The sequence below is a fragment of the Streptomyces fructofermentans genome, from assembly GCF_014651055.1.
Lineage (GTDB): Bacteria > Actinomycetota > Actinomycetes > Streptomycetales > Streptomycetaceae > Streptomyces > Streptomyces fructofermentans.
Genome location: NZ_BMWD01000026.1, coordinates 1 through 25184, shown reverse-complemented (window position 1 = coordinate 25184; position 25184 = coordinate 1). Strand labels below are relative to the sequence as shown.

At 73.2% G+C, this 25184-nt stretch carries 20 protein-coding genes; 6 read left to right on the top strand and 14 right to left on the bottom strand.

Going from position 1 to position 25184, the window contains the following annotated elements; genetic code table 11:
* Positions 1-117 precede the first annotated feature (117 nt).
* Complete coding sequence (locus IE265_RS29355; protein ID WP_190038756.1) at positions 118-2172, bottom strand: SpoIIE family protein phosphatase; 2055 nt, start codon at positions 2170-2172, stop codon at positions 118-120.
* A gap of 54 nt (positions 2173-2226) precedes the next feature.
* The gene (locus tag IE265_RS29350; RefSeq protein WP_190038755.1) at positions 2227-2907 is read right to left on the bottom strand and encodes a class I SAM-dependent DNA methyltransferase; all 681 of its coding nucleotides are present in this window, start codon (positions 2905-2907) and stop codon (positions 2227-2229) included.
* 884 nt (positions 2908-3791) lie between these two features.
* Here IE265_RS29350 and IE265_RS29345 point away from each other — a divergent pair.
* Positions 3792-5348 (top strand): hypothetical protein, encoded by a 1557-nt coding sequence (locus IE265_RS29345; protein WP_190038754.1) that lies wholly within the window; start codon positions 3792-3794, stop codon positions 5346-5348.
* 26 nt (positions 5349-5374) lie between these two features.
* Here IE265_RS29345 and IE265_RS29340 read toward each other — a convergent pair whose 3' ends face one another.
* Both IE265_RS29340 and IE265_RS29335 read right to left on the bottom strand, forming a co-directional pair.
* Positions 5375-6022: a hypothetical protein gene (locus IE265_RS29340; protein WP_190038753.1), complete on the bottom strand. Its 648-nt coding sequence runs from the start codon at positions 6020-6022 to the stop codon at positions 5375-5377.
* 42 nt (positions 6023-6064) lie between these two features.
* On the bottom strand, positions 6065-6451 hold the full coding sequence (locus IE265_RS29335; RefSeq protein ID WP_190038752.1) for a hypothetical protein: 387 nt from the start codon (positions 6449-6451) through the stop codon (positions 6065-6067).
* Between the two features lie 527 nt (positions 6452-6978).
* Here IE265_RS29335 and IE265_RS29330 point away from each other — a divergent pair.
* The 3 genes from IE265_RS29330 to IE265_RS29320 all read left to right on the top strand — a co-directional run bounded on the left by IE265_RS29330 (position 6979) and on the right by IE265_RS29320 (position 11300).
* The gene (locus IE265_RS29330) at positions 6979-8094 is read left to right on the top strand and encodes a GNAT family N-acetyltransferase (protein ID WP_190038751.1); all 1116 of its coding nucleotides are present in this window, start codon (positions 6979-6981) and stop codon (positions 8092-8094) included.
* A 149-nt stretch (positions 8095-8243) separates the two neighbouring features.
* A complete protein-coding gene (locus IE265_RS29325) occupies positions 8244-9473 on the top strand; it encodes a DegT/DnrJ/EryC1/StrS family aminotransferase (RefSeq protein WP_190038750.1) in 1230 nt (409 codons plus the stop codon).
* A gap of 510 nt (positions 9474-9983) precedes the next feature.
* The gene (locus IE265_RS29320) at positions 9984-11300 is read left to right on the top strand and encodes a phytase (protein WP_190038749.1); all 1317 of its coding nucleotides are present in this window, start codon (positions 9984-9986) and stop codon (positions 11298-11300) included.
* A gap of 37 nt (positions 11301-11337) precedes the next feature.
* Here IE265_RS29320 and IE265_RS29315 read toward each other — a convergent pair whose 3' ends face one another.
* Positions 11338-11979 (bottom strand): hypothetical protein, encoded by a 642-nt coding sequence (locus tag IE265_RS29315; protein ID WP_229916679.1) that lies wholly within the window; start codon positions 11977-11979, stop codon positions 11338-11340.
* 462 nt (positions 11980-12441) lie between these two features.
* Between IE265_RS29315 and IE265_RS29310 the strand changes: the two genes are divergently transcribed.
* Entirely contained in the window at positions 12442-12759 is a 318-nt protein-coding gene (locus IE265_RS29310; protein ID WP_190038747.1) for a hypothetical protein, read from the top strand.
* A gap of 225 nt (positions 12760-12984) precedes the next feature.
* Here the strand turns inward: IE265_RS29310 and IE265_RS29305 are convergent, their stop codons facing one another.
* The 9 genes from IE265_RS29305 to IE265_RS29265 form a co-directional block, all read right to left on the bottom strand.
* Positions 12985-14199 carry a phospholipase D-like domain-containing protein gene (locus IE265_RS29305; protein WP_190038746.1) on the bottom strand — a complete coding sequence of 405 codons (1215 nt, stop codon included), beginning with the start codon at positions 14197-14199 and terminating at the stop codon, positions 12985-12987.
* 282 nt (positions 14200-14481) lie between these two features.
* Positions 14482-15144: a spherulation-specific family 4 protein gene (locus IE265_RS29300; RefSeq protein WP_190038745.1), complete on the bottom strand. Its 663-nt coding sequence runs from the start codon at positions 15142-15144 to the stop codon at positions 14482-14484.
* On the bottom strand, positions 15141-16067 hold the full coding sequence (locus IE265_RS29295) for an NAD-dependent epimerase/dehydratase family protein (protein ID WP_190038744.1): 927 nt from the start codon (positions 16065-16067) through the stop codon (positions 15141-15143). Before IE265_RS29295 ends, IE265_RS29300 begins: the two co-directional genes overlap by 4 nt.
* A 7-nt stretch (positions 16068-16074) precedes the next feature.
* Positions 16075-16788 carry a sugar phosphate nucleotidyltransferase gene (locus IE265_RS29290; protein ID WP_190038743.1) on the bottom strand — a complete coding sequence of 238 codons (714 nt, stop codon included), beginning with the start codon at positions 16786-16788 and terminating at the stop codon, positions 16075-16077.
* Positions 16789-16820: 32 nt separating this feature from the next.
* Positions 16821-17822 (bottom strand): SDR family NAD(P)-dependent oxidoreductase, encoded by a 1002-nt coding sequence (locus IE265_RS29285; RefSeq protein ID WP_190038742.1) that lies wholly within the window; start codon positions 17820-17822, stop codon positions 16821-16823.
* A gap of 190 nt (positions 17823-18012) precedes the next feature.
* Positions 18013-19389, bottom strand: coding sequence for a hypothetical protein (locus IE265_RS29280; protein WP_190038741.1), 1377 nt, complete (start codon positions 19387-19389; stop codon positions 18013-18015).
* Entirely contained in the window at positions 19386-20924 is a 1539-nt protein-coding gene (gene pelF, locus IE265_RS29275; protein WP_190038740.1) for a GT4 family glycosyltransferase PelF, read from the bottom strand. Before pelF ends, IE265_RS29280 begins: the two co-directional genes overlap by 4 nt.
* 77 nt (positions 20925-21001) lie before the next feature.
* Positions 21002-23146 carry a hypothetical protein gene (locus IE265_RS29270; protein WP_190038739.1) on the bottom strand — a complete coding sequence of 715 codons (2145 nt, stop codon included), beginning with the start codon at positions 23144-23146 and terminating at the stop codon, positions 21002-21004.
* Positions 23147-23739: 593 nt separating this feature from the next.
* On the bottom strand, positions 23740-24267 hold the full coding sequence (locus tag IE265_RS29265) for a COG1361 family protein (protein ID WP_190038738.1): 528 nt from the start codon (positions 24265-24267) through the stop codon (positions 23740-23742).
* Between the two features lie 527 nt (positions 24268-24794).
* Between IE265_RS29265 and IE265_RS29260 the strand changes: the two genes are divergently transcribed.
* Positions 24795-25067: a GlsB/YeaQ/YmgE family stress response membrane protein gene (locus IE265_RS29260; RefSeq protein WP_190038737.1), complete on the top strand. Its 273-nt coding sequence runs from the start codon at positions 24795-24797 to the stop codon at positions 25065-25067.
* The last annotated feature ends 117 nt before the right edge of the window (positions 25068-25184 follow it).

The following is a 25184-nucleotide window of genomic DNA, read 5'->3' as shown; positions in this document are numbered from 1 at the left end:
GTGCTGAAGCGGTTCGGCGTCCGTGCGGCGGTGCTGTCGCCGTCGCGGTCGCCCGTCCGGCCCAGGGCAGACGTACGGCGTCCCCAGGGGCAGACGTACGGCTTCCGGGGACCCGCCCTACTGCTTCTTCGGGATCTGCTGCTCGAACCAGACGACCTTGCCCGCGCTGAGCCGTGTCGCCCCCCAGCGCCGGGCGAGCTGGTCGACCAGGAACAGGCCCCGTCCGCCCTCGTCGGCCGGCGCCGCCCGCTGCATCCGGGGAACCTGCGGCGAGTCGTCGGTGACCTCGCAGCGGAGCACGTCGGTGCGGAGCAGCCGCAGGGAGATGGGGCGGGTCGCGAAGCGCACGGCGTTCGTCACCACCTCGCTGACCATGAGTTCCGTGGAGTCGAGCAGGGAGTCCAGGCCCCACATGCGCAGCGCCCTGCGGGTCAGGCGGCGGGCCTGCCGCGCGGTGAGGGGCTGCGGCTCCAGGTACCAGTACCTGACGCTGTCCGGAGGGAAGCCCTCGAAGCGGGCGGTGAGCAGGGCGATGTCGTCGTCCCGGTCACCGGGGCCCAGGGTGCTCAGCACCTGGTCGCAGAGGAGTTCCAGCGAGGGGCCGGCGCCCGGCCCCGCGGGGTCCGAGAGCCGGGCGCGCAGTGCCTCGACGCCCGTCCCCACGTCCGTGACCCGGGACTCGACCAGGCCGTCCGTGTAGAGCAGCAGGGTGGCTCCGACGGGCGCGGGCATCTCGACGGACTCGAACGCGACACCGCCGACACCGATCGGAGCGCCGGGCGGCACACGCAGGATCTCGCCGTGGCCGTCCGGGCACAGGAGAACCGGGGGCGGGTGGCCGGCGTTCGCCATCAGCAGCCGGTGCGATATCGGGTCGTAGATGGCGTAGAGGCAGGTCGCGATGTGGTCGCTGCCGAGGCGCTGGGCCTGCTCGTCGAGGTGGTGCAGGACCTCGTGCGGAGGCAGGTCGAGTCCGGCCAGGGTCTGCACGATGGTGCGGAGCTGGCCCATGATCGCCGCGGACGTCATGGAGTGGCCCATGACGTCCCCGACGACCAGCGCGACCCGGTTGCCGGGCAGCGGGATCGCGTCGTACCAGTCCCCGCCGACCTGGGCCGTCTTCGAGGCGGGCAGATACCGGCTCGCCAGCCGGACACCGGTGGGTTCGGGCAGCGAGGACGGGAGCATGGTGTGCTGGAGCGTGTCCGCGACGGAGGCCTCGTGGCCGTACATCACCGCCTTCTGCACGCCGAGCGCGGTGTGGGTCGCGAGCTGCGAGGCGACGAGCAGGTCGTCGTCGGTGAAGGCGGGGCGCTCGGCCCGGCGCAGCAGTACGACGCTGCCCATCACGTGGTTCCGGCCGTGCAGCGGGGCGATGATCGACCGGCGTCCCGGCGGCAGTGCACCCGGCTCCCCGGCGGCGGGGCCGAGGAGTTCGGCCATCGCGGGTCCGGTGCCGGGGGCGTCGCCGAACACGGGCCGCCCGGCGAGCAGCAGGCGCGCGAGCCTGCCCGTGGCGGTGAGCGGGACGCGCTCGACCGGTGTCGAGTGCAGCGGGACGTTGCGCAGCGGCGCCGTCCGGGCCCCGCCGCTGCTCGCTGCGTCAGGTGTGCGGTCCACGCTGTGCAGCCTCAGGACGACGGGCGCGGTGGGCTTCTCGTCGCCGACCGGCAGCGGGTCGTGCAGATGGACGCAGAGCGCGTCGCAGAACGCGGGGACGGCCGCCCGGCGCAGCTCACCGATCGTCTCGTCGAGGTCCATGCCGCGGGCGATGCGGCGCGTCGCCACGTCGAGGTACAGGAGCCGGTCGGTCTGCGGCCCGTCCAGGGCGTTCAGCGCGGCTCCGGGGTGTGCCACGTCCCGGGCGTGCTCGGCCTCGGGTCCGTCGGCGGGTGCGGGCCGGGCCGCACCCGGCCGCAGCGGCGGCCGGGGCGGGTGCGGTGGCTGCCCCGGCCGTTCCTCGGAGGGCCGGCCGTGCGGCGGGGACGACCCGGGAGACGGGACGGAGGGGCCGGACGGCAGGGGCGGCAGGGACGGCAGGGACGGGGGAGACGCGGTGGCGTGCGGGTCCGCGGACGCGAGCGGTGCGGCGGGGCCGGTCCTGCCCGGCGGACCGCCGGGAGGCCGGGCGGGCTCGCCGCCGCCGTCATGGGGTGTGTGGTGCTCCGTCACGCGTTTCGTCCCGTCGGGTGGGTGGCGCGGTCGTGATCGTGGGGCCGCGCGTGCTCAGTCGCTGCGCCTGCAGCAGAGGAAGACCTGCTCCTCCGGCGGTACGTCGGCGACCGCGGGGGCGTACGTGTACGAGGACTCGTCGACGATCTCGAATCCGGCGGCCTCGATGACCTTGTGCAGGTCCTCCCGCAGGTAGCCCGAGACCCGGATCGTGTTCCCGAGGAACGGGATCGCGAAGTCGTCGACATCGGCCTCGACCATGGACAGGACGAACCGGCCGCCGGGGAGCAGAAGTTGACGGATCGTCCGCAGTGCGAGGGGGATCTCCGCGCGTGGCAGCATGAGCAGCGAGAAGAAGGCGGCGACGCCGTCGAATCGGCCCAGGTCGCGCGGTCCGCCCGGGCGCAGGTCGGCGATGTCGGCCTGCTCGAACGTGGCCTCCGGCACGTACTGCCCGGCCAGTTCGACCATGCGGGCGGACAGGTCGACGCCCACGACCCGCAGCCCGGCGTCCGCCAGTTGGCGGGAGGTCGGCACCCCGGTACCGCAGCCGAGGTCCAGTACGCGCGCGCCTGATTCGAGCGAGCCGATCAGCCACTGGCCCGCGGCGAGCTGGCCCTCCTTGTGGGGGAACGCCTCGTCGTAGCGGTCGCCGATGGCGTCGAAGGCCTCGGCTTGGCCCCGCCGGTCGAGCAGAACGCTCTCGTAATCAGTCGCGTCGTCACTGTTGATCACGAAAGTAACCTTTCATCGAGCGTGTTGAATTATTTCGCAATGGGGTGAATGTCGTTCGTGCGTGATGGGGCGGGTGGTCCGGTGGGTCACGGGTCCCTGGTCCGGCGCCGGCCCACTCGGCTCAGGGCTGCGGGGCGGGCAGGCGGCTGCGGTCGTGGCGGGCGCGCGTACGGTGAGCTGCGCGGTCGGCCCGCGAGGGCGGTGGTGCCGGGTGGAGTCCACCGGCGTGACGGCGGCGGTCGGTCGGTGCGCGGCCCGTGTGCCGATGGGCGGCTGTGAACGACCTCTGCCGAGTATGTGCGTTTGCTGGCATATCTGTTACCGGGATCCCCCAATATATGGCCACGGATCATAGTCGCCGGTGCGGAGGTTGTCCTCGGATCGACACAAGCCGGTGGGGCTGCACGGCACTTGAGGGCCGGAGGTGGCGATTCGCGAGGCATCCTGGGCCGAAACGCGCTCTCGCGCACCGGAGTTGCTCCGTGGCGCCATCGGGTGAGCAGGTTGCCGGGCAGTATGGGCTTCCCGTGCTCGCCGTCCGCAGGGCTGCAACTCCTGGCCGCGCCCGGCTGGTTCGCAGCCGTCCAGTGGCACCCCGAGGGCACGGCCGACACCCACCCGGTTCAGCAGGGCCTGTTCGACGCCCCCGTCCGGGCGGCGGCGACCGGACCGCGACCGGCGCCGCGGACTGCCGCTGCCTGACTCCCGTCCCCTGTAGGGGAGTTGAGGTCCGGGGGCGCGTCGGGAGGCGGTCCGGGTGCGCGGAACCGGGAAATGCGGCGAACGGGTACGCAGGTTTGCGTGAACCCACTGTTGTCGTGAGCCTGCTCACCGTACGCTTGTGCGGCACATAACGTCAGGCGTGATTGACTGGGGGAGCCGTCATGTCCTGGGACCCGTACGGTTCGCGTGACAACTTCGTCGTACCACCGATGCCGACCGCACCGCCACCCGCTCCGGCCGACCCGCTGCGGGCCGTCGCCGTGGGGCTGCTGAACCTCTCCGGACTGGGGCTCGGCTACGCGCTCACGCGCCGCTGGGCCCTGATGGGGGTCTGCTGGGTCGCGACGGCACTGCTGCTCGTGGTGGCCCTGCCCGCGGACCCGGACGGGGTGCCCGGCCCGGCCGTCGTCCTGTACCTGGTCCTGCTCGTGCTCGCCGCCGCGCACGGTGCCTATACCGGGTTGCGTACCCGGCTGTCATGGCTGCCGGCCGCCTGGATCGCGGCCGTGCTCGGCCTCGTGCTGCTGGCCGCTCCCGCGGGCGGGGTCGTCCTCTACGGCGACGCGCGCGACGAGGCCACCGAGCAGATGCTCCTGGACCGCCTGGAGCGGGCCGACAAACTGGTGAAGGCGTCCGGGGAGCAGATGTTCGGCACGGCGGAGGGGGACTACCGCCGCGCCCTGCGGGCCTACCGCGACCTGCGCGCCGACCACCCGGACTCGCGGGCCGCGAAGCGGGTGCCCGCCAGCCTCAAGACCTTCTACACGGGTGTCGCCTCGCCCTACGAGGCGGAGAACTACTGCTCCGCCGTCGAGCCGTTGAAGTATCTCCGCACGGTCCCGCGCACGATGGGCAAGGAGGCGCTCGGGGACCTGGCCACCTGGCCCGACGACCGCCTGGCGACCTCGCTGTACGAGTGCGGCGCGAAGTCGCTGAGCGGCCGCGTCGCGGACTGGACGACGCACTTCGGCGAACTCCTCACCACGTTCCCGGAGTCCGAGCCGGCGGGGAAGGTGGGGCCCGCGGTGCAGTCCGCCGTGGACAAGGGCGTGAAGTCCGTGGGCGGGGACGATCCGTGCAAGGCCGTCGAGGGCCTGGACGGCCTCGCCACCCAGGTCCGCGGGCTGCCGGGGAAGCAGGGCGAACTCGGCGACGCCCTGGACAAGGAGGCGGGCCGGGCGGAGAAGAGCGTCAGCACGGGCGGCTACGCCTGCGGTGTCGACCAGTACAAGGACGGCAGTTTCAGCGCGGCGGTCACGAGCATGAACGCCTTCGCCAAGGACAACCCGAACCACAAGAACCGGGCGCGGGCCAAGAAGATCGCCATCGCCGCCGAGGTCGCCCAGACCGTGCCCGCCGCCGGCAAGCGACTGCCGACCACCGCCTCGGGCGGCAGCATCTCCGTCACGGTCAAGAACGACAGCCCCGACGACATCACGGTCCTCTACACGGGACCGGTGACGGGCAGCTTCAAGCTCAAGGCGTGCGGGAGCTGCAAGAGCTACTCCCTGGGCAGCACGCTGGGTCTGGGCTTCAAGCCGTGCAACGACAGCGGCAAGAACTACCCCCAGCGCACCATCCGGCTGCCCGTCGGCACCACCTACTTCGTGCACAAGGCGCAGGGCGGCATCGGCAAGAGCCCCGCCTCCGACACCGCGAAGCTGTCACCGGGGTTCATCTACACCGAGTGCGCCTACACGACGAGTTACGGATTCTGATGCGGTCGCCCGGCTTCCGGCCGGAGTCAGCGCAGATGGGCGGTGTCGACGGTGGTGGCCTCGATGTCGGAGGAGGTGACCGAGATGTAGCCGGGGTCGCCGTTGCGGTCCAGGTAGCAGACCACGGTCTGCGGGCCGACGGGGACGCTGCGCACCGGCTGCTCGGCCAGCAGGGCGCGGCAGTCGTCCCCCGTGGGGAGTTCCGACGTGTTCCACTGGGCCAGCTTGCCGTTGGTCGCCACGAGAAGGCTCCCCGACATGTAGATGGCGTCCGTGGCCGTGTCGGCGACCACCGGCGGGGTGTGCGAGAAGTCGTAGCCGGTGGAGGCGCCGTCCGGGCTGTTCTTGAGAGTGAAGCCGCGCACCAGTGCCGTGGACGCCCCGGACCCGGAGTCGGACAGGGCCGCGTTCGCCGCGAGGCCCCCGCCGCCGAGAACCAGCGCGGCGGCGCCGGCGGCGACCACCGGGTGGGCGGCGGCGAGGGCGAGCAGCGGGCCGACCACCGGGATGGAGAACTTGAGGCTGGTGTTCTTCTGGGTGACGTGGGCGTGGTCGCCGGCCGACACGGACATCGACGGCGAACGGTGGCGTGGGCCCGCCTGGGGCGGGACGTAGGTGTTGTGCTGGACGTTGCCGTCGCCGACCTGCGCGCCCTTGGGGCGGTCGATCCTCATCGCTGTGCTGCCTTCCGGAGGGCGTCGGTGTGCGCCGGACGCCTAACTGAACGTGTTGTGCTGCGTGTTGTGGTCGCCGACCTGCACCCCTCGGGCTCCGCGCGCGTCGACCCGGTGGGCGCCGGACCGCGTCCCCGCCGCGTCGGCAAGGTCCAGCAGTCGCCGGGCGAGGTCCACGAGGTGCGCGTCGAGCGCGCCGGCCGCCGCCAGCGCGCGCACCAACTCCTGTGCCTGGAAGGGCGAGCAGGCCTCGGTCACGTCCGCGGGGTCCTCCTCGTGCCCCGACGTCCCGAGCCGCCCGGGCAGACGCTGGACGCACGCCTGCCGCAGCGCGCGGTAGGCGTCGAAGACCGACGCGGACGCCGCGTTGCCGAGTCCCGCGCCGGCGCCCGTGGCCAGGGCCTGCATCACCAATGTCGCCGGATCCAACCGGTCACCTCCGCGTGGTCGCCCTCGGTGCCGCACCACCGATTACGCGGTGTGACAGGAAGAGGACGGTAGTGAGCGGGAAGGCGGCGTACCGATGTTTGATGTGAAGTGTCGCCAATCGCGCACATGGAGGGCCGTGTGCCGCCGTTGTTGATCGGCCCGTGGCCTCCGGTGGCGGGCTCGTCCGCGCGGTACCGCCGCGGCCGGGCAGGACGGAACCTGTCCCGATCCCACGTTTTCGTTACGGCCGACACCCTTGACAGGGTGCGTACTGTTTCGCGACGTTTGAGCAACGCCGAACACCTCGAGTCGCGGTCGTTGACCGTGGGGCAGGACGTGGACGGTGTGGGCCGCGGACGGCCCGGGGGCGGCACGACGGCAGGACGGCTGGGGCGCCGGCAGAGCGCCACGGGGGAGATGGGGGCGATCGTCCATGCGTTCCACGAACAGCGATCAACACGCCTTACGGACTTGCGCCGAATCCGGTAGGTCTCACGCGGAGCCCGCGGAAGGGCGGTCGATCTGAGATGGACGTCACGATCCACAGACCCGAGGAGCTCGACGAGGCGCTCCGCCGGGCCTGGCACCGGCTGATGGACGAGTCGCCGGACTACGCGAACCCCTTCCTGGCACCGGAGTTCGCGGCCGGGGTGGGCACCTGCCGCGGCGGAGCGAGGGTCGCCGTGCTGCGGGAGGGCGGCGAACCCGTCGGGTTCCTGCCGTACGAGCACAACTCCCTCGGAGTGGGACGGGCCATCGGCCTCGGCCTCTCCGACTGCCAGGCCCTCGTGCACCGCTCCGGGGTCACCTGGGACCCGCAGGAACTGCTGCGGGCCTGCGGGCTGTCCGTGTTCGAGTTCGACCACCTCGTCGAGGAGCAGCAGCCGTTCGGCCCTTACGTCACCGGCACGTTCGCCTCACCCGTGGTCGACCTCAAGGACGGCGGCGGCAGTTACGCGGAGTGGCTGCGCGCCGCGTACCCGGGGCTCGCCAAGACCACGCTGAAGAAGGAGCGCCGACTGGGGCGCGACCTCGGGGAGATGCGCTTCGTGTTCGACGAGCGCGATCCCGAGGCGCTGCGCCGCCTCATGGACTGGAAGTCCGCGCAGTACCGCAGGACGGGCCGCATGGACCGGTTCGCGCGGCCGTGGATCGTCGAGCTGGTGGAGCATCTGTTCCGGGTCCGCGAGGAGCACTTCACGGGAATCCTGTCCGTGGTCTACGCCGGGGACCGGCCCGTGGCCGCGCACTTCGGTCCGCGCTCGCGCACAGTGTTCGCCGCGTGGTTCACCGCGTACGACCCCGAGCTGCGCTACTACTCGCCCGGGCTCATCATGCACCTCAGGATGGCCGAGGCCGCGGGCCGGCAGGGCGTACGGATCATGGACCTGGGCCGCGGCGAGAAGGAGTACAAGGACTGGCTCAAGACCCGTGAGCTGCGGGTGGGCGAGGGCTTCGCGACGCGCCCCCACCCGGTGGCGGCCGCGCACCGGCTCTGGCGCAGGCCCGTGCGAGGCCTGCGGAACGTGGTCCTGGCCCATCCCGCCCTGCGCCGGCCGGCGGACCGGCTGCTGAGGACGGTCGGCACACTGCGCACGTCGGGCCGGGTCCCCTCCGGCAAGGCCTCCCCGCGCGCCCGCTGAGCCCACGGCGGAACACCCGGCCCCCGGCCTCGCCGCCGCCGAAGGAGCCCGGGGGCGGGACCCAGGAACGGCGCACCCCGAACGGCGCTCGCGAGAGCGTGCTGTGTACCTCGGCCGACCCGACGACCCGACGAACCGAAGAGGTGACGATGCCGTACGGATCGCGGCTCGCCGCGGCGATGACACGGCGGCTCGGACGCGAATGCGTCTACACGCCGTCTGCGCGGCTGGCTCTCTACCTGGCCCTGCGGCGCTGGTGCAGGCCGGGTGCGCGCGTGCTGATGTCGCCGGTGAACGACGACGTGATCCTCTTCGTCGTCCTGGCCGCCGGACTGCGCCCGGTCACGGCCCCCGTGTCCGTGCGCGACGGGAACATCGACCCCGCCGCGGTTCCGGAGTCGACCTGGCGGAACGTGGACGCCGTACTGACGACCAACCTCTACGGCGTACCGGACCGCGTCGTGGAACTGCGGCGCAAGTGCGAGCAGTTGGGTATTCCGCTGTTCGAGGACGCGGCCCACGCGATCGGCACCCATGTCGACGGGCAGCCGATCGGCACCTTCGGCAGGGCGGCGGTCTTCAGCCTCTCCAAGCACGTGGCGGCCACGGCCGGCGGGTTCCTCGCCGTGGACGACGCCCGCACCCGGCGCGAGCTGGAACTGCTGCGGGACGACCTCCTGGAGCCGCGCCGGCTGCGCGCCGACCTCGCAACGACCCTGCGCCCACTGGCTCGTTCGGGGGTACGCACCCTCCACCTGGTCCGCCCCGTGTGGCGGACGATGCAGCGGCTCGGGGTGCTGGAACGCGACGAGTTCCGTATGTCGCTGCACGCGGCGAAACTCGCAGGCTGCGCGCGGGAGGCACCGAGCCTGACCGCGTACGAGCCCTGGGTCAGGGTCGATCTGCACGGCTTCCGCGCCCGCCACGGGGCCCTGGTCCGGGGCCAGTTGGCGGTCCGCATGGCCCTGCTCGACGACGACCTCGCCCGGCGCAGGGCAGGTGTCTCACTGCTGTCGGGCACCGCCTGGGCCTCCCCGGCGCTTCGCGAGCGGGGCGCGCAGTACGGTCCGCTGCCCCTCTTCCGCGTACCGCTCCTCGTCCACGACCGCGACGTCCTGATAGAGCGCCTCGTCGGCCACGGTGTGGTGTCCGGTTACGTGTACGACCCGCCGCTGGACGACTACGCGGGCGCCGAGTTCGTCGAGCCGTCCCCCGACCCGTCGGCCGCGCGCTGGTTCGCCTCGCACGTCCTCCCGGTCGACCCGCTACTGGCACGCAAGGTCAGCCACGCCCTGACGCGGGAGGCGGCGGCGACCGCCCGTCCGCCACTGCCCGCTCCGGTGTCCGAGACGAGTCCGCCGAGCCCGCTGGGTCAGTGAGGGGCGCCACCGGACGGGCCCGCCGCCACCGGGTGGCCCGCTGTCCGAGCCCGTGCGGCAGTCCTCCGCGCCGCACGGGACCTGTTGGGGACCCGGGTTCGGGACCCGGGCGGCCCGGACCCCGACGGTCCGCCGGTGTTCACGCGCCCGACGCGCCCGATGAGCCCCGACGCGTCCGGTCCGCGATCCCTCCGCCGACGGGAACGGTGCCGGGTGCGGCACCGGGGCACGATTCCGCCCGCTGCCCGCTGCCCGCTGCCCGCTGCCCGCTGCCGGCGGTCGGCGGCCGCCCTCGTCGCGGCCCGACCCGCGCCGGCGCTGGGCCGCACGCCGCGCCGGGCCGCCGACGCGGCCCGCGGAATGCGGGGCCCGGTCCCGCCCGGCGAACTCCGGCCGACGCGAGGGCGTACGGCAGATGACTGCCCGGACAGGTGCACGTCGCCTGCGCGCAGGATTGCCCGGGCATCATCGTCATGTCCTCGACACATCCTCGAAGGTTGGGAAGAGACCGTGAGAACCCACCGCACCGCGCGCGGAGCCGCGGCCCTCGCCACGGGCACGGCGCTGGTCACCCTCCTCGCCGCGTCCCCGGCGGGCGCCGGCGCGCCCGGCCTGCCGACAGTGACCGCCAGGAGCGAGACGGCCGCCCTGTACGACGACGAGGCGGGCGGCAACGCCGACGCGGACGACCCCGCGATCTGGCGCAACGCGGCCGACCCCGGGCGCAGTCTCGTCGTCGCCACCGCCAAGGAGGGCGGACTGCGGGTCTACGACCTGGGGGCGCGGCAGGTGCAGTCGCTCGCCGCCCCGCGACCGCCCGCCGAGGGCGACGCGCCCGGCCGCTTCAACAACGTCGACCTGGTCGCGGGCCTGCGGACCGCCGCGGGCCGCGCCGACGTGGCCGTCGTGAGCGACCGGGGGAACGACCGGTTGAGGATCTACCGCATCGACCCGGCGCGGCGGGGCGGGCCGCTCACCGACATCACCGACCCGGCGGCGGCACCGGTGTTCTCCGCCGACCAGGCGGAGATCAACGACCAGCGCACCGCCTACGGCCTGGCCGCCTGGAAGGACACGGCCACCGGCCGCGCGTACGCGCTCGTCAGCCGCCGTGAGCGCACCGAGCTGGCGCTGCTCGAACTGCTCCCGGCCGCGAACGGCGCCGTCGGCTACCGCAAGGTGCGCACGCTCGCGCTGCCCTCGTCCTTCACGCTGCCGGACGGCACGGCCTGGAGTCCGTGCGCGGAGCCGGGCGAACTGCCCCAGGTCGAGGGCATGGTCGTCGACCCGGCCACGGGCACCCTCTACGCGGGCCAGGAGGACGTCGGCATCTGGCGCCTGCGCGCAGACCTCACCGACCGGCCGGTACTGGTGGACCGGGTCAGGGAGTTCGGCGTGCCGGGCACGTACGACGAGGTGTCCGAGGAATGCGTGCCCGGCGCGGACCCCGGATACGGCGGCGAGCGGCTGGCCGCCGACGTCGAGGGCCTGACCCTGTTCCTGGAACGCGACGGCGACGGCCACCTGCTCGCCTCCGGCCAGGGCGACAACAGCTTCGCCCTGTACGACCGGGAGGTGGGCGACGGCAACGAGTACGAGGGCGGATTCCGGATCGGCGCCGCCACGCGGACGCTCGACGGAGTGGAGGAGTGCGACGGGGCCGCCGTGCTGAACGCACCGCTGGGAGCGCGCTATCCGCGGGGCCTGCTCGTCGTGCAGGACGGCCTGGAGACCCCCGCGGCACCGGACGGCGAGGGCGGCAGCCGTACGTCGACCGGCTTCAAGTTCGTCGACCTCGGCACCGTGGTGGACGCGACCGGCATGTGAGGGGCGGGCCGGTGCGGCCGCGGGGCGGGCGCACCGGTCAGGACACGTCCGTGAGTTCGTCCAGGTGGGTGCCGTGGGCCCAGCGCCGCAGGTGCGAACCGTCGATGAGGCGGACCCCGCCCTGGCGTCGCGCCCACTGCACGTCGCGGTGGCTGAACGTGCCCCGGTGCACGACCAGGCGGACGTGCGGCCCCGCCTGGGCGCGCCGCCCGGACCGGGTGGGCGGGTCCTCGTCGGGCAGCGGCTCGGCCACCGGCCGGAACGCCACCTCCATGCGGTGGCCGCTGCCGTCGCGCGCCCGCACGCGCGGCCTGTCCGGCGTGTCCGGCACGGACAGCACCCGCCAGCCGTCCCTGCGCAGCATGCGGGACACGGCGAGGGCGAGGCCGTGCGCGTCGAGGTCCGCGAGCTCCTCGGGCGTGTAGTAGCCCAGTCGGCGGCGGGCCAGCGGACGGTTGTGGCGGACGACGGCGGGGACGACGACGGCGAGCACCACCAGCGCGCCGACCGGTATGCCCGGGCCGAGCGCGCGGTAGGCCGTGGCGAGTCCGGCCACCACCGCGCAGAAGGCCACGACGACCACCGCGAGCGCGGGGAGCACGTCGCGCAGCCGGGGCCCGTACCGCCCCTCGGCGCGCAGGGCCCGGATCGTGCGGCGTCGCTGCGAGCGGCGCGACACGCCGGTCCTGGACCGACGCCCCCTCCGTGTCACCAGGGCCATCTCCCCCCACCCCCGCGATCGGTGTCCGCGGAAGGGCTACCCACCCGAGGGGGTTCGGCCGCGCCGAGTACGGGATCCGGCCACCAATCCGGCCGAAGTCTTTCGCGGTCCGGGCCGGGTGGGACGCGACCGCCGCGAGGGGCTGTGGTGGCGTGATCAGCATTCCCGGCCGAAGGCGGGGAAGATGCCATTCATGCGACTCAGGAGACCGTCCGAAGCCGATGCCCCCACCGGTCGCCCCGCCCCGCGACCGGCCTGAGCGGGATGCCGGGCCGGTGCGGGAGAGGCAGGTGCGGGGGGCTCGCCGCGCCCGCCCGCCGTACCCGTCGGCCCGGAGCCCTCCCGGGGCAGGGACCACGAACGGCCTGCGCCGCCCCCACGAGGCCCTCGACGCCGAGGGCGTTCCCGTAAGGAGTTCCCATGACCACGTACGTCATCACCGTCCCCGGCACCTTCGTGCACGGCGTCTCCGACGAGGCCCGCGCCGGCATCGAGCGCAGGCTCCGTCCGCAGGATCCGAAGAACACGGACCTCGGGGAGAGCGAGGAGCTGAGCCTGCTGACGGTGCAGGACGACGGGATGTTCGTCGTGCGGGTCGAAGTCGACGCGGACGACCGGGCCGGCGCCGAGTCCGAGGCGGTACGGCTCGTGTCCGGGGCGCTGCGCGACAACGGGCTCACGGACCGGGACGCCCCGCTGGGTCCGGCGGTCGTCACCGGCATCGACAGCGAGTTCTGACCGGCGCGTGTCCCGGCCCCCGGACCCGAAAGGGGCCGGGGGCCTTCGCGCGGGGCCACCGGGACCCGGGTCGGGCGGCGGACGGGCACAACCGGAGCCGCCGTTCCGCGGGACCGCCCTTGCCCCGGCGTGAGGCGGCGTCGGCGCGCCGGGGCCGGGGCGTCCGGGCGGCGGGAGCGAGCCGGTCCCCGGCCGGTGGACCGGGGAGCGGGGACCGGGGTCACGTCACAGGAAGCGCCGGATGGGGGTCACGGCCAGTTCGCCGAGGCGCTGGGTCATCGGGCGCCGCCTCCACCGGAGCGGATCGATCGCCTCGCTGCGTTGCTGGTCGGCCTCGAAGTCCCGGTCGAGCTCGGCGGTGAACCGCTCGTCCAGGACGGCGAGCATGATCTCCTCGTCGTGCTCCATGGACCGGCGGTTGAAGTTGGTCGAACCGATCAGCGAGGCGACCCCGTCCACCGTGATGATCTTCGTGTGGAGCATGGTCGGCTGGTACTGGCGGATGTCCACGCCGGCGTCCACGAGCTGCTGGTAGAACTGCTGGCCCGCGAGCTGGCAGGCGCGCTGGTCGGTGTAAGGACCGGGCAGGACGATCTCGACCGCGACCCCGCGGCGGGCGGTGGCCGCCAGCAGGTCGGCGAAGTAGGCGTCGGGGGCGAAGTAGGCGGTCGACAGCCGGAAGCGCTTCTCGGCCGAGCTGAGCACGACGCGGATCAGGGTCTGCATGTCCTGCCAGCCGAAACTGGCCGAGCCGCGAACCACCTGCACCGCGGACGAGCCCGGCTGCGGCTGCGCGGTGAAGCGGTCGCGGTCGTCGTACAGCTCGTCGTGGCACTCCGCCCAGTTCTGGGCGAAGGCCGCGGCGATCCCGTCGACGGCCGGCCCGCGCACCTGGACGTGGGTGTCGCGCCACTCGTCGGGGCTGGAGGCGTTCCCGCGCCACTCCTCGGCGATCCCGACCCCGCCGGTGAACGCGGTCTGCTCGTCGACGATCAGCGCCTTGCGGTGGCAGCGGTGGTTCTGCTTGAGCGGCGACAGCCGCGTGGGCTTGCGGAACCACGCGACCACCACACCGGCGGCGTCCATCGCGTCCAGGAGCGTCGGCTCGATCTCCTTGGCACCGAACCCGTCGAGCAGCAGGCGCACCCGGACTCCGGCCCTGGCACGCTCGGCGAGGGCCTCCGCGAACTCGCTGGCGATGTCACCCCGCCAGTACACGAAGGTCATCATGTCGACGGTGTGCTCGGCCGACCGGATCGCCTTGAGCATCGCCGGGAAGATGGCGTCGCCGTTGCGCAGCGGAACGAGTTCGTTGCCTTCCGTCGCGGCTATGCCGAGCAGCCGCTCCAGTCGTCTGCGAAGGCGCTGTTTTCGCTGGTCGGCCTCGTTCGGGCCGAGAACGAGCGCCGTTCCGGCGGACTCCCCACGCTCATCGGACATGTACTGCCTCCTGTGCCGTTCCTTGGTTCCGGGCCCCACGGGTTCCGGGTCTTCGGGCCGTTCCACCCGCGGGTGGGGGTGGAACGGCCCGGCCGTCCGCCTCCGCCTTCCCCCGAAAGCCGCGAAGTCATCCCCCGCGCCGATTCAGTAGGAAAGGTCACACTCTCTGGAGCGGCTGGAGCGGCTGGAGCGGCTGGAGCGGAACCCGAAAGCCCGGGAGCCCGGAGCGCGGGACACTGCTCCCGGGCTCCCGGGCTCCCGGGGGAGCGGCGGCGGGCGCCGTCAGGGCGCCGTCCCGCCCAGGGCGGGCGTCAACCGCGACCACGGGTTGGGCAGTTCGCCCGTCACGGGTCCGGACACCGCCGCGCCGCGCTCGCGCGCCGTGCGCACGGCCAGCGGCACGAGAGCCTCCGGGACGCCGTACACGAGGTGGCAGAAGCGCTCGGGCGGATGCCGGGCGGTCCACTTCGGCCTGCTGAACGCCGACACGTAGGTGGACCAGTGGCCCTCGAAGGTCACGACCAGGTCCGCCAGACGGGCGTACCCCGGGGCGGGATGGACACCGGGGTTCAGCACCACGGGGGCCGTGCCCAGCCGGCGGACGGCCCGCACCAGGCGGCGGCAGGCGGGCAGCGACTCCGCGTCCGAGGGCACCCGGTCGAGGAAGCAGCCCTCCGCCCCGTACCACTCGCGGTGCCGGCCGGCCTCGTCCGCGACCGTGTCGGGCTCCCGCGTCCCGTAGTCGGTGTCGACGTACCCGAGGAGCCGCGCGCCGGCCGCCCGCAGCGCCTCGGCCGCCGAGACGAACGCGGGGTCCGGGGTGGGTCCCGGACCGTCCGCGGGGTTCAGCACCACCGCGTACGTACGGTCGGCCGACGTGATCAGCCGGTGCCAGGCACCCGGGTCCTCCGCCGGGTGCACATACAGCGGGATCAGCAGGTTCACCGCGCCGGGTCGCCTTCCAGCCGCCGGGAGGAGAGCCGGCACGGCTCCTCCCACAGCGCGGCCAGAGAGTCGTCGAGGCCGTGGGCCGGCCGCCAGTCGAGAGCCTCGCCGGCGGCCGTGATGTCGGAGCACTGCCACGAGACCCCGCCCGAGCGGCCGGAGCCTGCGCCGCCCTCCTCGACGCGTCCACGGAACCCCGCGATCCGCGCCAGCCCGCCGACCAGGTCGCGGACCGGGACGGCCCGGCCGCTGCCGATGTTGAGGACGCGCGGCAGCGGTCCGGGCGCGGTGGCGGCGCGGACGGCGGCCCGGGCCACGTCGCGCACGTCCACGAAGTCGCGGTACGCGGACAGGTCGCCCAGCCGCAGTACCGCCTCCGGGTCCGTGCCCGCCTCGCGCAGCAGCCCCGCCACCCGCCCCGGCAGTCCGGTCGCCGGGGCACCGGGGCCGACCGGGTTGCCCACCCGCAGCACCACGGCGTCCAGACCGGACGTGCTGACCGCGACGGTGCCGGCGAGCTTGGTCGCGCCGTACACCGAGACCGGGCGGGTGGCCGCCGACTCGGTGACGAGGCTGCCCTCGGTGCCCGGGCCGTACTCGGCCGCCGAACCCAGGTGGACCAGGCGCGCCGCGGGCGCACCTTCGCGCAGCGCCGCGCACAGCACGGCGGCACCCCGCGTGTTGACCTCGGCGAGGGTCGTGGCGTCGCCCCCGGTGGCGCCCGCGCAGTTGATCACGGCGTCGGGCGCCACGGAGGCCAGTACCGTCGCCAGCCGGTCCGGTCGGGCGGTGGCCAGGTCGATGCCGAACTCCGCGGCGGGCGAGCGGCCGGCGCCGAACAGCCGCGCGCCCGGCAGGGCGTGCACCTGCTCGGCGACCCGGCTGCCCAGAAAACCGGTGAAGCCCAGGACGAGAATGCGCATGCGGTGGTCAGGCTCCCTTGAGCAGCAGCGACTTGCGGGTGGTGAACTCGGCGTTGGCCCGGTCGTAGTCGTCGGGCCTCCCGATGTCGAGCCAGTACCCGTCGAAGTCGTAGGCATGCGGCGGGTTGTGGTCCCGCAGCAGGTCCAGTACCAGTTCGTCGAATCCGAGCGGCAGGCCGGGCGTGTAGCCGTCGAGCGTCGACCGTGTGAGCCCGTACACGCCCATCGACACGCGGTAGTCGATGCTGGGCTTCTCGGTGAAGGCGACGACCCGGCTGGCGTCGGTGGTGAGCACCCCGAAGTCGATGTGCACCTTGCGGGCGTACGTGGCGATCGTCAGGGGTGCGCCCGAACCCCGGTGTCGCAGCAGGACGTCGGCGAAGTCGAGGTCGGTGAGTACGTCCCCGTTCATCACGAGGAACGTCTCGGGCAGGCTCTCGCGCATGGTCAGCAGCGGGCCCATCGTGCCGAGCGGGCTCTCCTCGGTGGCGTACTCGACGGCCATGCCCCACTGGGAGCCGTCGCCGACGTAGGCGCGGATGATCTCGCCGAGGTGGCCGATCGCGATGGTGCAGCTCGTGAAGCCGGCCGCGCCGAGCTGGCGCAGCACGATCTCCAGGATGGCGTGCTGGTCGCCGATGGGCACGAGCGGCTTCGGCAGCGCGGTCGTGTACGGCCGCAGCCGGACGCCCTTGCCTCCCGCCAGGATCACTGCGTGCATGGGACTCCTCCTTCTTGGACGTGCCCGACGGGTCAGATGTTGTAGATGCCGGTCTTGTAGCGCGCGAGGTTGGCCGGGTTCCGGAAGAACTCGACCGTGCGGGCGAGACCTTGCTCCAGCGTGTGGCCCGGACTCCAGCCGGTGGCGGCGCCGAGCCTCGTCGCGTCGGCGACCAGCCGCATGACCTCGGAGTTCGCGGGCCGGATCCGCTCGGCGTCCTCGCGCACGTCCAGCGCGGTGTCCATCACCTTGCCGATCAGGGACACCAGGTCGCCGACCGAGATCTCGCCGCCGGTACCGGCGTTGAAGGTGCGTCCCACGACGTCCTCGGCCGGGGCGGTGCCGACCGCGAGGAACGCCTGTGCGGTGTCCTTGACGTAGGTGAAGTCACGGGTCGGCCGCAGATCGCCGAGCGTGATGGTCGTCCCGCCCGCCGCCACCTGCCCGATGACGCTGGGGATGACGGCCCGCATGGACTGGCGGGGGCCGAAGGTGTTGAACGGTCGCAGCGTCACCACGGGCGTGCCGAAGCTTGCGTGGTAGCTGTCGGCGAGGCGGTCGCCCCCGGCCTTCGAAGCGGCGTACGGGGACTGGGTGTTGATGGGGTGGTCCTCGGTGATCGGTACGGTCTGCGCCGTTCCGTACGTCTCGCTGGTGGAGGTGTGCACGAGCCGCGGGGTGCCCAGGGCGCGCACCGCCTCCAGCACGTTGAGCGTGCCGGTGACATTGGTGTCCACGTAGCTGTGCGGTGCGCGGTAGGAGTACGGGATCGCGATCAGTGCGGCGAGGTGGTAGACGCACTCGGCGTCCTCGACGAGACCGCGGACCGAGCCGGGGTCGCGGACGTCGCCGAGGACGATCTCGACGTGGTCCAGCACCTCGGGGGAGAGGGTCTCCAGCCAGCCGTAGGAGGAGAAGGAGTTGTATTGCGCCATTGCCCTCACCCGGCACCCGGAGGCGACCAGCGCCTCGGTCAGGTGGGAGCCGATGAAGCCCTCGGCTCCGGTGACGGCGACGAGCGGTGCGGAGGTCAACTCGTGTTTCCTTCCGGTCGGTTGCGCGTGCGGTGTCTGTCCGTTGACTGCTTTGTTGCCTTGTCGCTGTGGCTCTTTGTCGCTCTGTTTTCCGTTGTGGCTTGCGTCCCGCGGGCCAAGTCGCGTTGCTCTTCCGGCCCTTCGGCGCCCTCGGTGCCGGGCGCCGGTCCGGGCCGCCTGGCGAGTGCGGTCAGGCGTGCGCCGCCGGGCGGCCCAGCAGGCGCAGTGCGCAGACCGCCAGACACAGCGCGGCCGCACCGCAGCACAGGGACGCGGCGGTGTCGCCCGGCGGGCGATGGAGAACGGTGGCCGCCGCGCTCCCGGCGGCGGCCGTGAGGCACACGGCCGCCGGTGGCCAGGCCATCCCGAAGGCCTGGAGGAGCAGCGCGGTCCACAGCGCCGCCGCGAGCAGCATCAGGGGGACCGGCGCCGAGTCGGTGAGCCGGGCCGCGGGCAGCAGCGGCAGCAGGTAGGCGAGCAGGCACAGGGCGAGGACGCCGGCCGAACGCAGCAGGAAGGCGGCCGGTGTGGTGACCGCCCGCAGCGCCGCCACCGACATCCCGCGGTACTTGTAGAGGAGCCACTCGGCCGGCCCCATGCTCACGGTCAGCACGATCACGGCGTACGGGTGCCGATGGCCCTCGACCAGGACGAGCACGCCGGCGGCCAGGCCGAACAGCCCGTACGGCAGGGAACGCAGTACCGGGGGCCGCGCTCCGCCCGGTACGGGGGAGGCCGCGAGCGCCGACCGCAGCATCCAGGCCGCCGCGGCGACCGCCCCGGCCAGCGACAGCAGCGGCAGGGCCGCCCGCAGCGCGGTGCCCGGCTCCCACCAGGGCAGCGCCGCCGCGCCCGCGATCACCGGGACGAGCGCGGCCAGCAGGAGCCGCTCCCCGGCCAGCACCAGCAGCACTCCGGCCGCCGCGAGGTACACCGACTGGGCCGCCGCCACTCCGGCCGCCGTGGCGCTCCCGGCGAACAGCGAGCCGGCGGCCGTGGCCACCACGGCACCGAGGGGCGCCCCCTTGAGGAGCGTGCGGCCCGCCTCGCGCCGCCCGGTGGTCATCCGCAGGAACGCCCGGTGCCCGAGGGCCTGGCCCCAGGCCCAGGAGGCCAGCCCGGCGGCGATCAGCACGTCGGTGTCGCGCTCCGCGTGCCACAGCCGACCCGTGAGCAGATAGGCGAGGCCGGGCAGGGCGAACAGCGCCCCGCGCAGTGCGCAGCGCAGGTGGTCGGGCCGCCACGGGTCGGGCGGCGGGGCCGGCTCGGGGTAGGTGCGCGGCACGCGTTCGTACAGCGCGGAGGCGAGCGAGAACAGGTCGGGATGCCCGTACCGCTCCTGGATGACCTCGCCGGTGAGCCCCTCGGACTCCAGGAGAGCGGCCACCTCGTAGGGGTGGACGGCCGGCCCGACGCGGTCGGCGAGTTCGGCGGCGAGCAGGTCGACCGCGTCCGGGTCCACGCCCCGGTCCGGCATGCGCAGGGCCAGGGTGCGGTCGTCGGCCAGCCGCAGGGCCAGCGTGTCGCGTTCCGTGCCGCCCGGTTCGAGGGCCATCGGTCCGCTCATCCGGCCAGGCTCCTCGGTCTCGCGTCCTGCGCCCGGTCCGCCTCGACGACGACGCCGGTGTCCGCCGTCCAGGGGTCGCGCGGGACGATCCGGCCGAGCGCCGACAGCTCCAGGTAGATGGCGCGGAAGGTGTCGACGGTCTGCCGCAGCGTGAACTGCTCGATCACCCGCAGTCGGGCGGCCTCGCCCATCGACCGGCGGCGGGCCGGGTCTCCGAGAAGTTCCAGCGCGGCCGCGGCCATGGCGGCCGGGTCGCGCGGCGGAACCACGAGCCCGGTGTCCCCGACGGCCTCGCGTACGCCCCCCACGTCCGTGGAGACGGTCGCCCGGCCGCATGACATGGCCTCGATCAGGGTGAAGGGGAAGCCCTCGCTGATGCTGGACAGCATGACCACGTTGCCCGCGGCGTAGGCGTCCTTGATGTCGTCGACGCGGCCCTCGAACGTGACGGCGTCGGCGTGCCCGAGGTCGGCGGCCAGCGCCTCGCAGCGCTCCCGGTAGGCCTCGCCGCCGCGCGGTGTTCCGCCGAACAGCCGCAGCCTGGCGTCGGGCAGCCGGCGCCGGACGAGCGCGAACGCGCGGACCAGTGTCTCCAGGTCCTTGATGGGGTCGACCCGACCGGCCCAGCTCAGGGTGGGCCTCTCCGGTTCCGGTCCGGCCGGTGGGAACGCGCTCGGGTCCACGCCGTTGTAGACCGTGCGGATCGCCTCGGGGTCGGCGCCGCCCTGCTCCTCCCACAGCCGGTTGTAGCGGTTGCCCGGGGTGATCAGCGAGGCGCGCCGATACGTTTCCTCGGCCAGCAGCCGGAAGAAGCCCAGGACGACCGCCTTGACCGGCCAGCGGTACGGGGCGGTGCGGTATCCGAGGTAGCGCTCGCGCAGGTAGACGCCGTGCTCGGTCAGCAGCAGGGGCACACCGTGCCGTTCGAGCGCGGCCAGTCCGGGCAGTACGGCCACGCCGCCGCTGACCGCGTGGGCCACCCCGTGCTCCGGCAGGGGCGTGGCCAGCGGGCGCAGCGCGTGCTCCAGCAGCGCGGTCGCGGTGAGCGCGTCGTGCAGGGTGGGCCGGGCCTCGCGGACCGCCAGCCCCGGGCGGTTCCACACGGAGGTGAGCACCGCGGTCGCGCGGTCGCCGCGCAGGAACGGGCCGAGCAGCCCGTCGGCCGCGGCCGCGGCCATGACGTACAGGGCGGGGCCGAACCCGTCCTCGGCGCACGGGTCGAGCAGCGCGGTGACGAACCGCTCGTAGGCGGCGGTCAGTTGGTTGCGGCGGCGGCCGCGGGGCGGGCGGCCCGCGGGTGCGGGTCCCCACATGGGGACCGACACGACCCGGGACACCTGCTCCGGGATGTCCCAGACGAGGGGTTCACGTCCGGTTCCGGTGACGGCGATGACGTCGAAGTCGATGTCGGGCATCCCGTCGACGAGTTGGTCGCACCAGACGCTCACGCCGCCGTGACTGTGCGGGTACGTGCCTTCGGTGAGCAGGGTGACGCGCGTCGCGCCGGGGCGTCGCGCGCCGTGGGGAACGTGCATCGGTGTGCTCCACGGGCGAGGTGTGGGGTGGGAGGTGGCCGGTCCGGGCCGCCGGGACCGGCGGGGCGGTGCGCCGGTCAGCGGTCGGCCGGTTCCGGCGTGTAGGGCACGGGTTCGCGTACGCCGGCCGGTACCCGGGTGCGTGGCGCCGAGCGGGTCGCGCTGCTCTGCCCGGGCGACTCCTCCGTGGCGGCGGGCGGGGTGGCGGAGGCGGGCAGGTCGAACGTCAGCGGTGTCCCCGCGGAGGTCGTCCAGCCGGACAGCCCGCCCGCGTAGGCACTGCCGAACCCGGAGCCGGCGCGGGAGGTGCCGGTCGGCATGGTCGCGGGAACGGCGACGCCGGCGGGTGCCTCGACGGTCACCGTGTCGCCGACACGGTGGGCGGTGACCTGGCCGGCGGCCACGGCGGCCTTCCAGGCGGCACGCCGCTTCAGTTCGGCGCCGATGTCCTTCTGCCGCAGGTTCACCACGGGGGTGCTGTCCGCGAAGAGGCCGGCGTACCCGTCGAGGATGCCGTCCAGGACCGGGTAGGCGATGCGGTCCTCGGCCAGGTTCGACTGGTGGATGAAGTGCGGCTTGGGGTCGTTGGCGAGGACGTGCCCGAGGCCGATGCGGGTCTCCAGCGGCACGATGTGGTCGGCGTAGCCGGTGGCCGTGTCGAGCGGCGCGGGCAGGCAGGTGGACGTGTCCGGGTGGTCCTCGCAGATGCCGCTGCCGCCCTGGGCGCGGCCGGTGTAGATCCAGTTGTACTCGTCGACCTGCTCGGCGGCACGTCCGGCGTTGTAGAAGACGTTCATCGGGTACCGCGGAACGGTCGTGGCCGGGCCGACCTGGCGCTGCTGGGGCTCACGGGAGTTGTCGGACCCGAGCCAGGTGATTCCGTTGTCGGCCAGCGCGGGTGCCAGGTTGGGGTTGTCCGCGGACTGCTGCGGGAGCACTTGGAGGCCGGAGTGCTCGCCGGTCACCAACTCGCCGTTCTCCAGGGGGAGTGCGTTGGTCTGGCCCCAGACGCGGTTGGTGGCGATCTCGTCCGAGATGGTGTTGCGGCCGACCCACTTGGTGCTGCCGTCGGCGTTGGTGGCGCACCGCCAGGGGACCACCGTGGTGTCCTGCTCGCAGCCCAGGAACGGGTGCGAGTACGTGTGGTTGATCCAGCGGAACTGCGCGCGCTCGGCGATGAACCTGTCGGCGAGCGGGTCGGCGCCGTTGTTGTCCTGGCGGTGGTCGACGCTGCCGGCACCGTTGTAGGCCAGGTCGAGGGTGAAGTCCTGTCTGTCCTGCCAGGCGGTCGCGTGGTCGACGTCCGCCGGAGTCATCCTGATCGGGTCCGGTGTGCCCTCGCCCTGCGGGCAGTCGACGTCGCCCGGTGTGCAGTTGAGCTCCGTGTCCCAGCGGTCGTCGCCGGCGAAGACGTCGTCGACGTGCACGGCGAAGTAGTTGTGCGAGGCGCCGAGGTGGACGCCGCCCGTCATCCACTCGACGATGCCGCGCGCCAGCAGTCGGAACTGCTGCTGGTACTGGTTGTAGACGAACGTGACGACGAGTTCGCGCCGTCCGTCGTGCCGGTACTCGCCGACGAGTGATCCGCGTGCGGACTGTCCTGGGATGGCGGCGTCGACGTACGGGGTGAAGTCGGCTCCCGCGACCGGCGTCGACAGGTAGGCGTAACTCTCGCCCACGGTGGGCGAGTTGTCCTCGAAGGGGACGGCGCCGTCCAGGTAGCCGAACGGTCCGGCCCGGCCGGCCGGGGTGACCTGGGCCCGGACGCCGTCGAGGCTTCCGGAGTAGCCCCCGTACACCGGGTACTGGAGACCGGCCTCCGGACGCGCGTAGGTGTAGGCGTCGACCTGCGGGACCGCGAAGGCCTGCTCGTAGTCCACCAGGGCGGCCATCTCGGTGGAGTCCGCCGGGAACGGGTTGTCGTTGGGCAGCACGACGGCCTGGAACCTGCCGCGCGGTGTGCCGTCCGCGGTGTCCGCGAGGAAGTCGCCGTCGATCACGGGCCGGTCGGACCGCAGCAGGTCGACCTCCGTGTACGGGGTGCCCGCCGTTTCCAGTTCGGCTGCGATGGCGTCGGTGGCCGGGCCGCCGTCGCTCACGACCAGGACCCGCAGGTCGATGCGAGGTGTGGTGGTGTCGGCGTGCGCCGTCGTGGCCGGTAGGCCGAGTGCGGCGATGAGCGCGCCCACAGCGAGCGCGATCGTGCCTCTGGTCCGCTTCATGCGGTGAAGTCCCCTCCCCGGGCAGGGGTGAGCACTGCTCCAGTGGAGCGGACGCACCCCCTCGCGTGACGCCGTCGCCCCCCTCAGACGTAGGTCGTCAACGCTTCGTCGCGTCACATAGTGAGGTCTCTGTGTAGTTTTCGTGCGCCTGCTGCGAAACATGACGGAAAAGAGCAGGCATCCATTTGGTCGGAAACGGGTCTGGTACGGCCATCGGACGATCTCGGGAGTCGTCCGGCGGGATCCCCCCAATGGGCTGGATTACTGGCTCCTGCCCGGGCTGCGGGTGATCTGGAACGATATGGTCCGCCGTTTGGCGTGCCAGTGGTCCAGACCGGTGCCCCCGTGGGGCAAGTGATCGGTTTCAGGACACGCGTTTGAGGGGCGAGGTCGCCGGAGGCGGCCGCTCCGCGGAGGCCGGCCGCCCCTCGCGACCCGTCGCGGGCCCGGGGGCCGGTAGCCGCCGAACGCGACTCGGCCCGCGGCGACCGGAGTTGGGGTCGCCGCGGGCCGAGGGTCGTGCACCGGCCCCTGAGCCGATCAGGAGCCGGTCCACGCCGGTTGCCGCCCGGAGGCCCGGGTGCGGTCCCGGGTCAGGCGCAGAGCACGCGGGTCTCGGGGGTGAACACCGGCCCGGCGCTGGTGCTCGTGCTGTCGCTGAACTCGGCGTAGTAGTACGAGTAGAAGCCGATGTTGCCGTTGCAGCCGGAGTCCGCGGCCACCTGGAGCGTGAACGTGACGGTCCTGCTCTGGCCCGGCGGCACGGTGGCGCCGTAGTTGCCGCCCAGGTTGGCAGGACCGGTGCCGGAACAGGGCACGCTGCCGGCGGCGGTCGCCAGGTTGCAGCCCGTGAAGCCGTACTTGAGGTCGGGCCGCTGGGTGGTCAGCCAGGTCGGCTCGATGGTCTGGTACACGAACCAGATGTCGTACGTCCTGTTGTTGGTGATCGTCATGGAGAGGTTCACCGTGCCGCCCGGAGTGGTCGTGGCGGAGTCGGTGGTGAACGTCAGTTCGGCGGGGCCCGGTTCGGCCGCGCTCGCGGTGGGCGCGAGGCCGAACAGCGCGAGGACGAGGGTGAGGATGCCGACGAGGCCGAGGCGTCTGGTGTGTGTGGATCGCATGACCGGGGAGGCTAGGCATCCGGCGAACGCACCGTCTGCCCCCGGCGGCACACGCCGGAAGCGGCGCGGCCGGAAGTGGACGCCGGGCGGAGAGTCCGTGAACGAGCGCTCACGGACGGTGACTTCGTGCATTTATGCATGACAGCGCGAGGTGCCGGGCGTGGCACGGCCGGCGCTTCCTCGGTGTGTCGTTCCGTCCCGCGACGTCGCGCCATTGGCGGATAAGGGGTGCGCCCGGAGCAGCGCGCCGACCGTCGCGGCGCTCGACCACCTGCCGTTGTCGGCCAGTTGTGCGCGTTTCGGCCGGGCGCCCCGCGGGCCGGCGCGGCCGCGGCCTCGGCGCCCGTCGTGCGTCGAGCGGCTGGTCCCGACCGGCCCGTCCGGTGTCGCCGTGCCCCGGGAGCGCCGGTGCGGAGACCGACGTGCCGGACGCGGTGCCGGGGAATCGCGGCGGAGGATGTTTGTTTTCGCATCAACGGCGTACACGGAGGACCAGGAACGGATTTCGAACGGACGGTGGAGGAATTGTGGGAATCATCGCGTGGATTCTGATCGGCCTGCTGGCCGGGGCCATCGCCAAGCTTCTGCTGCCGGGCAAGGACCCGGGCGGCATCATCGTCACCATGCTGATCGGCATCGCGGGAGGCCTGCTGGGCGGCTGGCTGGGCAAGGTCGTCTTCGGCGTCGACTCCATCGACGGCTTCTTCGAACTCTCGACCTGGATCGCCGCCATCGTCGGATCGCTGATCCTGCTGGTGCTCTACCGGGTTGTCACCGGCAACCGCCGCTCGCACGCCTAGAACGTACCGGCCGGGTCGGAGCGGACCCGGCCGCAGGGCGCGGGCGGGCCGTACGCGGGCCCGCCCGTCCGCCGGGCGGCACGTCAGCCGGTGACCATGACCTTGAGCGCGGTGCGC

Bases quoted from the DNA above. Each gene is read 5' to 3' on its own strand.
- IE265_RS29290 (WP_190038743.1), bottom strand. From the start codon at position 16,788: ATGCACGCAGTGATCCTGGCGGGAGGCAAGGGCGTCCGGCTGCGGCCG.
- IE265_RS29305 (WP_190038746.1), bottom strand. From the start codon at position 14,199: ATGTCCGATGAGCGTGGGGAGTCCGCCGGAACGGCGCTCGTTCTCGGC.
- IE265_RS29310 (WP_190038747.1), top strand. From the start codon at position 12,442: ATGACCACGTACGTCATCACCGTCCCCGGCACCTTCGTGCACGGCGTC.
- IE265_RS29270 (WP_190038739.1), bottom strand. From the start codon at position 23,146: ATGAAGCGGACCAGAGGCACGATCGCGCTCGCTGTGGGCGCGCTCATC.
- IE265_RS29280 (WP_190038741.1), bottom strand. From the start codon at position 19,389: ATGAGCGGACCGATGGCCCTCGAACCGGGCGGCACGGAACGCGACACG.
- IE265_RS29325 (WP_190038750.1), top strand. From the start codon at position 8,244: ATGCCGTACGGATCGCGGCTCGCCGCGGCGATGACACGGCGGCTCGGA.
- IE265_RS29345 (WP_190038754.1), top strand. From the start codon at position 3,792: ATGTCCTGGGACCCGTACGGTTCGCGTGACAACTTCGTCGTACCACCG.
- IE265_RS29340 (WP_190038753.1), bottom strand. From the start codon at position 6,022: ATGAGGATCGACCGCCCCAAGGGCGCGCAGGTCGGCGACGGCAACGTC.
- IE265_RS29330 (WP_190038751.1), top strand. From the start codon at position 6,979: ATGGACGTCACGATCCACAGACCCGAGGAGCTCGACGAGGCGCTCCGC.
- IE265_RS29295 (WP_190038744.1), bottom strand. From the start codon at position 16,067: ATGCGCATTCTCGTCCTGGGCTTCACCGGTTTTCTGGGCAGCCGGGTC.
- pelF (WP_190038740.1), bottom strand. From the start codon at position 20,924: ATGCACGTTCCCCACGGCGCGCGACGCCCCGGCGCGACGCGCGTCACC.
- IE265_RS29265 (WP_190038738.1), bottom strand. From the start codon at position 24,267: ATGCGATCCACACACACCAGACGCCTCGGCCTCGTCGGCATCCTCACC.